At 67.2% G+C, this 8,600-nt stretch carries 7 protein-coding genes; 1 reads left to right on the forward strand and 6 read right to left on the reverse strand.

The features are described from left to right. Positions 1-60: 60 nt before the first annotated feature. Genes RDW26_RS02295 through RDW26_RS02320 form a run of 6 tightly spaced genes read right to left on the reverse strand, consistent with a single transcriptional unit; the run spans position 61 to position 7,394 of the window. Positions 61-963 carry a DegV family protein gene (locus tag RDW26_RS02295; protein WP_294396544.1) on the reverse strand — a complete coding sequence of 301 codons (903 nt, stop codon included), beginning with the start codon at positions 961-963 and terminating at the stop codon, positions 61-63. Between the two features lie 51 nt (positions 964-1,014). Beyond that, entirely contained in the window at positions 1,015-2,478 is a 1,464-nt protein-coding gene (locus RDW26_RS02300; RefSeq protein WP_307982352.1) for a nicotinate phosphoribosyltransferase, read from the reverse strand. Positions 2,479-2,538: 60 nt separating this feature from the next. Beyond that, a complete protein-coding gene (ricT, locus tag RDW26_RS02305) occupies positions 2,539-4,140 on the reverse strand; it encodes a regulatory iron-sulfur-containing complex subunit RicT (RefSeq protein ID WP_307982353.1) in 1,602 nt (533 codons plus the stop codon). Between the two features lie 14 nt (positions 4,141-4,154). Then, the gene (locus RDW26_RS02310; RefSeq protein WP_307982354.1) at positions 4,155-5,330 is read right to left on the reverse strand and encodes a DNA polymerase III subunit delta'; all 1,176 of its coding nucleotides are present in this window, start codon (positions 5,328-5,330) and stop codon (positions 4,155-4,157) included. A 5-nt stretch (positions 5,331-5,335) separates the two neighbouring features. Next, positions 5,336-6,235 (reverse strand): dTMP kinase, encoded by a 900-nt coding sequence (gene tmk, locus RDW26_RS02315; RefSeq protein ID WP_307982355.1) that lies wholly within the window; start codon positions 6,233-6,235, stop codon positions 5,336-5,338. Between the two features lie 4 nt (positions 6,236-6,239). Beyond that, positions 6,240-7,394 carry an NADP-dependent malic enzyme gene (locus RDW26_RS02320; RefSeq protein ID WP_294380158.1) on the reverse strand — a complete coding sequence of 385 codons (1,155 nt, stop codon included), beginning with the start codon at positions 7,392-7,394 and terminating at the stop codon, positions 6,240-6,242. A gap of 503 nt (positions 7,395-7,897) precedes the next feature. Between RDW26_RS02320 and RDW26_RS02325 the strand changes: the two genes are divergently transcribed. Next, a partial coding sequence (locus RDW26_RS02325) for a fumarate hydratase (RefSeq protein ID WP_307982356.1) occupies positions 7,898-8,600 on the forward strand: 703 nt, incomplete at its 3' end.

The raw sequence follows: 8,600 nt of genomic DNA on the forward strand, positions 1-8,600 counted from the left end.
GCATCTCCTTTCGTTGGAACGCCCGCGCCCGCAGGCGGTGGGCGGGTTTTCGCTTCGCGCCTAGGAAGCGCAGGTCAGGGCCGCCTTCGACCCTGTCAACTTGCCCGATATGGCATGCGCGCACTCGTAGGCGACGCCGACGGCCGGGCCTACATGCAGCCCCACCACCGGGCTTACCGGCAGCACGCTGACCTTGCGGCCGAGCATGGGCTCGATGACCTCGTGCGCCCATTTCACGGCCGGGGCCTTGTCGCCGATATAGTGCACCACCACATCGCGCAGGCCATGCTCCTCGATATCGGCCTTCATGGCAGCCACGATCTTATCCAACGCCTTCTTGCGCGTGCGCACTTTGGCGAAGGTGACAGGCGACCCATCGCGCACGGTAAGCACCGGCGCCAGCTGGATGAGGTTGCCCAAAAGCGCCGCCGCGCCGCCGATGCGCCCGCCTTTCTGCAGAAACGTCAGACTCTCCGGCGTGAACAGGAAACGAGTGCGCTCGATAGCATCGAGGGCCGCCTGCGCCACGCCGCGCAGATCCTCGCCCCCATCGCGCGCCGCCACGGCCTCGAGCACAGGGAAGGCCTCGTCGAAGCCGCACGACTGCGAGTCGATAAGCTCCCATTCAAAGCCGATGTTGCGCGCGGCCACCGCGCGGATAGCGCGCAAGGCGCCATCATAGGCGCCCGAAAGCCCCGTGGAGATGAAGATGCCGCACACCTGATCACCGGCGCGGGCCGCATCCTCGAACACCTCTTCCAGCAACTGCTGGGAGGGCTGGCTTGACGTGGGGATATCATCCACCATGTCGTAAATGTCAGCATAGAACGCATCCAGGTCCATGGTTGCGTCCTCGTATTCCATGCCATTGCGGTTCACGTACAGCGTGACCACCTGGATATCAAGCTGGGCGGCCATCTCCTGCGTGATCGAAGATACGGAATCGGTGATGATCCTGATCATGAATCCCCCAATCGGAAGCGCGGCTTGAGCGCGCATGCATTACATTCAACCCTACGCGATACCGCGAAGCTTGCCAACAAGCGCGCGGCGGCGCTCACAAAGACCATACTCCAGGCCCACCGGATAAGTGTGGGGGTTGAGCATGCGCTTCTGGCTCTCATCCAAGCAAGCCAAGCCTTCACGGCAACGCCGTTGCGCCTCCATGGCGCTGCGGCCGCTTGCGTCGAGCACTACCTGCCCGTTGCGGGCCAGAGGCTCGAGCATCGTGGAAAACCGCTTGCCCGCAAGCTTCTTGCGGCGCATGGAGTCGAGCGGGTCCACGATTACCTGGCCCTCGTCCACGCCGGCGTTCACATCGAACACCATATCGCCGGCGATGGTGCCGTCGTCGTTATAGTAGCGGCGCACATCGAGCACGCCCGGCACCGTCAGCTTCGCCGCCGACTCGCTGATCTTCAGGCGATCGACCCACTCGGCCTGCCCCGGGGCGCGCGTCGCCGAAAGTTTGTACACGCCGCCGAGCGTGGGCTGGTCGAACGCGCAGGCAAGCTTGGTACCCACGCCCCAGCTGCTCACGGGAGCGCCTTCGTCCAAGATGGACTGGATGGTGTATTCGTCCAGGTCGTTGGACAGCACGATGCCGCAATCGTCCAAACCGGCCTCATCGAGCATGCGGCGCGCCATCTTCGCCAACCAGGCCAGGTCGCCCGAGTCGATGCGGATGCCCGCCAAGCGCTCGCCCCGGGCGCGCATCTCAAGGCCCACCGTGATGGCGTTGCGGATGCCCTGCTCCACGTCGTAGGTGTCCACGAGCAGCACGCAGTTGCACGGGAACTCGCGCGCATAGGCGCGGAACGCCTCCAGCTCGCTGGGAAACGACATGACCCACGAGTGCGCATGCGTGCCCGAAACCGGCAGGTCGTAGGTTTTGCCTGCAAGAACGTTGGACGTGGACGCACAGCCGCCCACCACGGCGGCGCGGCTTGCCCACATGCCGCCGCCGGCTCCCTGGGCACGGCGCAGGCCGAACTCGGCAACGGGCAGGCCATGGGCCGCCAGGCACACGCGAGCGGCCTTGGTGGCGATAAGCGTTTCGAAGTTCACGCAGTTCAGGAGCGCCGTCTCGATGAGCTGGCAATCCATGATGGGACCCATCACGCGCACGATCGGCTCATGCGGGAACACCACAGCGCCTTCGGGCACGGCATCGATATCCGCACGCAGCGAGAACGTGCGCAGGTAATCCAAGAACTCCGGCTTGAACAGCTTGCCCCCGCCCGGCGCGTCAAGGCTTGCCAGATACCCCACGTCATCGGCGCTGAACTCGAATCCCTCTATGAGCTCGGCGAGCTGATCCATGCCGCAAGCGATAGCGTAGCCGCCGCGGAAAGGATAGTCGCGGAAATACGCATGGAAGCACGCCTGCGTGGCGCCCTGCCCCGTTTCCCAATAGCCCTGGGCCATGGTCAGCTGATACAGGTCGGTGAGCAGCTCGTAGCCGTTTTCCCCGTGCACGTTGATACCTCCTGACGAAGGCGCCCCCGCTTCTTGCCCAAGCGGGGGCGCGAGATGCTGCTAGTTGCCCTGCGAGGCGCCCTGGCCTTCGCCGGCGCCCGCGGCTTTATGGCTGCGGCGGCGGGCACGGCGATGCTGACCGGGAGCCTGGCCCTCCTGGCCGCCCTCGCGCTGCTTGCGCTGACCGCCCTGGTCGGGACGGGGGCCCTGCGCCAGGCCCGAGGACTTCTGACCCGGGCGGACGCGAGCTTTGGGCCCTTGATTGTCGGGCTTGCCGCCGCGCTGGGCATCGGAGCCGCCCTTGGGGCCCTGACCGCGCTTGCCCGCCTGCTGGGAGGAGCCGGGCTGCTTGCCGCCCTGGCCCGACTGCTGCTTGGCGTCCTTGCCGCCCTGGCTGCGGCGCTTGCTCGGCTGCATGCCGCGACGCTTGGCCTGACCTTCCTTGGGCTGCTTGCCGCCCTGGTTGGACTGCTTGCCCGTAGGTGCCGCGTTGACCGACTGAGCGGAATCAGAGCGCGGGGCCTGGTTCTCCCCGGCCTGCGCAGCGCCGCCCGACACCTTGGTGGAGCGGCGGCGACGCGGCTTGCGCGCAGGCTGCGCTTCGGCGGCCTTCTGCTCGGCGCGCTCGCCCTTGCCGCGGCCGCGCCTGCTGGAACGGCCGGGCTTGGCCTCGCCCGCGCCGTCGGCCTTCTTGCCACCCGGGACGTGACGCACGCTGGCGCGATCGGCAAGCTTGTCCTTGCCCGACAGCTGCGGCGTAGCCAGCGCTGCAGCGGCGCCGAAGGCATCGCCGGGCTGTTCGCTCAAAGCACGCTCCCAAGCCTCGCATCCCACGCACTTCGGACGTACGCCTTCTTCGGGCGCATCGAAGTCGGCAAGCGGGACGCGCACGGGCTTTTCACCCTCGATGCGCAGCGACACCACTTCGCGCGGAACATCCAAATCCACTACCTTCGCCACGCCATCGGGGGTTTCCACCTGGGCGTTCTTCTTCGGCGCACGGCTTTTGAAGTCCTTATAGGCGTCATATTCGTAGCGAAGGCAGCACATGAGCCTGCCGCACACGCCCGAGATCTTCTGCGGGTTCAGCGACAGGTCCTGCTCCTTGGCCATGCGGATGGACACGGGGCAGAACTCGCCGCCCAGGCGCTTGCAGCACAGCTCTTGGCCGCAGTGGCCCAAGCCGCCCACCATACGAGCCTCATCGCGAACGCCGATCTGGCGCATATCGACACGCACATGAAGGCGCGACGAGAGCGTGCGTACCAGCTCGCGGAAGTCGACGCGGTTCTCGGATTCGAAGTAGAACACCGCTTTGTCGCCATCGAAGAGGTATTCCACCGAAACCGGGCGCATCTCCTCGGAGGCCTTCGCGGCAAGCTCCTTGAACACAGGGAGCGCCTCGGCGGCGCGGGCCTCGAGCTCGGCCTGCTTGGCGCGATCTTCGTCATCGGCCACGCGCAAGACGGGCTTCAGAGGGGTTTTCAGCTTCTTGACCTGGTCAGGCGTTGCCTCAAACGCAGGCTCGCCCATATGGCCGAACTCGGTTCCCCGGGCGGTTTGGACCACGACGTCGCATCCGGCGTGCAGTTCCAGCTCGCCCGCATCGAACCACAGCGTTTTGGGGTTGTAGGGCAGGTTGACAGGCGCTATGCGGACCATGGCGCTCCTTCTTTCTATCTGGCATACGCCCGCGGCGCCGCATTGGGCAGCGCACGGCCGTACAGAATGTCACGAACCTCGAGCAGCATCGCGTCGATGCACGTCTCGGGAGATACATTATAAGAGATGGCGACGTCGCAGCGGCGCACGGCCGCGATAGCAGCGGCGGCACGCGCGGCGTCGGTACGCGCCGCGGCTTCCTCGATAGAGGGCTTGACGTCGGCGTTGACCACTTGATCGGGCGCGCCCGCGGCCTGGGCCATGACGTCGCGCAGCCACGAGCGGGTGATGCCGGTGAGCTGGCGTAGCGACTCGGCTGTCTTGGCCGTGAGCTGGCGCTTGTTGCGCGCCTCGATCTGGCGGATGGCCGATTTCGCCAGGAAGTCGGCGTTCTCGGCAAGCTCGGCCTCCTGCTCGGCACGTACGGTGTCGAGCGGAAGCTTCACGCGCACTACCAGGTCGGCTGCGAACCCGATGACGTCCCAATCGTCGGCGCGGCGCAGGCACGCCAGCACCTCGAGCACCCGTGCGCGGAACTCCAAGCGCTCGTTTGACTTCAGGAACTCCACCGCGCGGGTGATGGAGCCGTCGCAGGCCTGCAGCGCCACGCGCGCCTGCTCGAGGCTTGCGCCCGAGTTCTGCACCACGATGCCCGCAGCCTCCGAAACCGGGATGGTACGGAACGGCACCACCTGGCAGCGCGAGACGATGGTGGGCAGCACGCTTTCGCGGGTACGCGCGAGCAGGATGAGCACCACGTCGGCGGGCGGCTCCTCGAGCGTTTTCAGGAACGCGTTTGCCGCCTGCACGCCGAGCAGGTCCACGCGATCGAGGATGTAGACCTTGCGATCGGCCTGGATGGGGGCCAAGGCCGTGTCGGCCACGATACCGCGCACCTGCTCGACCAGGTAGCCGGCAGCGCCCTCGGGCTCGAACATGCGCACATCGGGGTGTTTCTTGCGCATGATGCGCCCGCAAGTGTCGCACGCGCCGCAGTTGCCGCCGCGAGGGCCCTTGGGGCCTTTCGGGCACATGATGCCCTGGGCGAAGGCGAGCGCCGCAAGCGTCTTGTTCGAGCCTGCCGGCCCGCAGAACAGGTACGCGTGGCTGACGCGCCCCGATGCCACGGTGGCGCGAAGGAACTCGCGCACCTGAGGCTGGCCCAAGATGTTCTCGAATGCGTCTGCCATAAGCGCTACTGCTGCTCCTTGCCCGAACGCTCCGCACGAGGCGCCGATGCGGGATCCTCGCGATAGTCCACGCGGCCCTCATGGGTGCGATGCACGTCAAGGCGCTCGAAGTAGGCCTCGTTGGCGCGCACGAAATCGCCCATCCACGGAAACAGGTCCGCCAGCTGGGCGAACACCTGCACGGCCGTATGCGATTTGCGCCCGTTCGAACGCACCAGGCGCACACGGCGCGGGTTCTTTTCCGCTATTTCCAAAAACGCCGCGTTCACGCGGGCATGGAAGCCCTCGCCGGCGCGTTCCATGCGATCGGCCCCGGCGCGGCGCGTGGCGCGCTCGAGGCCCTCGGCGGCGCTTGCCGCCACCAGCAAGATGGTGCGATCGGGCACGATGCCCTGGCATGCGAACGCATTGGCCGCCTCCACGAACGCACGGTCAAGCCCGCGCCCATAGCCTTGATAGGCCACGGTGGAATCGGTGAAGCGGTCGCACAGCACCACAGCCCCGCGCTCGAGCGCCGGGGCTATGACCTGGCTGACCAGCTGCGCGCGTGCCGCCTCGAAGACGAGCAGCTCGGAAGCATCGCAGATATCGGAGTTCGCCGGGTTCAGCACCACGCCGCGCAGCTGCTCGCCCACCTCGGTGCCGCCGGGCTCGCGAAGGCACACGACCTCGCGGCCCATGGCGGTGAGGGCGTTGGCCAGAAAGCGGATATGGGTGGTCTTGCCGGCGCCGTCGCCGCCCTCGAACGTGACGAACACGCCGCGCTCGGGCGCCTGCTCTGCGGAAAGCCCCTGATCGGCAGCTTGTGCAGGAGCAGCCGGGTGCACCGGGGCGCCCGAGGCCGGACGGCCCTCGCGCATCATCGGCACCTCGCTCACGATGCCCGTGTTGCGGATATCGGCCACGTTGCTATCCCTGCACGGCGCCGGCCACGGCCGCCGCCACGGCTTCCACGGCGCGCGGGTCGAACGGCTCGGGCATGATGAAGTCCTCGCACAGCTCGTCATCGGAGACGAGCGCAGCGAGCGCCTCGGCGGCGGCCAGCTTCATCTGCTTCGTGATGCGCGTGGCACGCGACTCCAGGGCGCCCTTGAAGATGCCGGGGAACGCCACCACGTTGTTGATCTGGTTCGGGAAGTCCGAACGGCCGGTGCCCACCACGCGGGCGCCGGCGGCGCGGGCCACGTCGGGGAAGATCTCGGGCGTGGGATTGGCCATAGCGAACAGGATGGCGTCGGAGTTCATGGACTTCACCATCTCGGCGGACACGATGCCCGGGGCGGACACGCCCACGAAGACGTCGGCGCCGCGCATGGCGTCGGCCAGCGAGCCTTGCTCATCGTTGAGGTTGGTGGTGGCGAGCATAGCGCGCTGTGCCTCGTTGATGCCCTCGGAACGCGAGTTGATGATGCCGCACTTGTCGCACAGGATAAGGTTCCTGAAGCCGTAGTTGAGCAGCAGCTTGGCGATGGCGATGCCCGCCGAGCCGGCGCCGTTGACCACCACGCGGCAGGCTTCCTTCTGCTTGCCCGTCAGGCGAAGCGCGTTGATGACGCCGGAGAGCACCACGATGGCGGTGCCGTGCTGGTCGTCGTGGAACACCGGGATGTCGAGCTCGTCGATCAGACGGCGCTCGATCTCGAAGCAGCGCGGCGCGGAGATGTCCTCAAGGTTGATGCCGCCGAAGCTGGGGGCAAGGCGCTTGACGGTCTCGACGATCTCGTCGACGTCCTGCGTGTCAAGGCACAGCGGGACGGCGTTCACGCCGCCGAAGGTCTTGAACAGCGCGCACTTGCCCTCCATGACGGGCATGGCCGCGGCCGGGCCGATGTTGCCCAGGCCGAGCACGGCAGAGCCGTCGGAGACGACGGCCACGGTGTTGGCCTTCATGGTGTACTTGTACGCATCGGAAGGGTTCTCGGCGATCTTGCGGCACGGCTCGGCAACGCCGGGGGTGTAGGCCAGCGCCAGGTCCTCGCGCGTTTCGATCCTCATCTTCGGGACGGTTTCCAGCTTGCCCTGCCACTGCTCATGCAAACGCAACGATTCCTGCGCGATATCCATGCTGCTCCATGCACCTTTCCCTATGCACGGCGCCGGCGGCGCCGTTTAACGTGAGTGTTCCCGCCCCTTGCGGAAAGCGGTTGTCCTGCTAGGGATTATACCCCTTGCATCTTGCCGCCCGCACACCGTGCGCGCTCTCCCCGAAAAACGCCCATGAGGTGTGTTTCGCCCGATGAGCTGGGGGCGTACAAAGAATAAGCAAGCGAATGCGGGGAAAGGCGGTCGAGCCCTCGGGCCGCGCTATCGGCGCCGGGGCCCGATGGCGCGGCAAGCTGTTTGCGACATGCGATACGCCTGGCAAAAGCTACGACGGAGGAGAACGAAAACGCAAAGCGATACGCGGCGAGCCTCCCACTCGTTCGCGACGATACGGGCGCACGCTCCCTCCGCAGCGCGCGGTTGCGCGAAAAGACCCCGCCCCGCTCCCCGGATTGCATGGAATTCCCCCGCCGGGCCGCCGCATGGCGCACAATAGGGGCACGCATCAAAAGGAAAGGAACAACGTGGAAGACGAGAACATGCCCGCGGCGCAGCCCGGCGCGCTCACCGCCGACGCCGTGGCCGACGCCGTGTACCGCGCCGTGCGCCGCTGCGCCACGCACCTGCGCCCTGACGTGCTTGCCGCCATGCAGGCGGCGCACGCGGACGAGACGCAGCCGCGTGCACAGTCCGTGCTGGACTGCCTGCTGGAAAACGCCCGCATCGGGCAGGAGGACGGCGTGCCCATCTGCCAGGACACCGGCACCTGCTGGGTGCGATTGGAGGTCGGCGAGGAGCTGCTCATACCCGGCAACATCCTCTCGGGCGTCAACGACGCCGTGGCGCGCGCCTACACCGACGGCCGCCTGCGCATGAGCGTCGTAGCCGACGCGCTGCTCGACCGCACCAACACCGGCGACAACACGCCGGCCTTCGCGGAAATCGCTCTGCGCCCCGGCCGCGGCGCCACGCTGCACGTGCTGCTCAAAGGCGGCGGCTCGGACAACGCAAGCCGCGTGGTCATGCTCGCGCCCGGTGCCGGCTGGGAAGGCGTGAAGAAGGTCGTGCTCGACTGCGTACGCGAGAAAGCCGCCAACGCCTGCCCGCCGCTCATCGTGGGCGTGGGCGTGGGCGCCACGTTCGACAAGGTGGCGGGCCTGGCCAAGCACGCGCTGCTGCGCGAGGTGGGAACCCCCGCCGCAAGCCCGCAGGCCGCCGAGCGCGAGG

The sequence above is a fragment of the uncultured Senegalimassilia sp. genome (genome assembly GCF_902464545.1).
GTDB lineage: Bacteria > Actinomycetota > Coriobacteriia > Coriobacteriales > Eggerthellaceae > Senegalimassilia.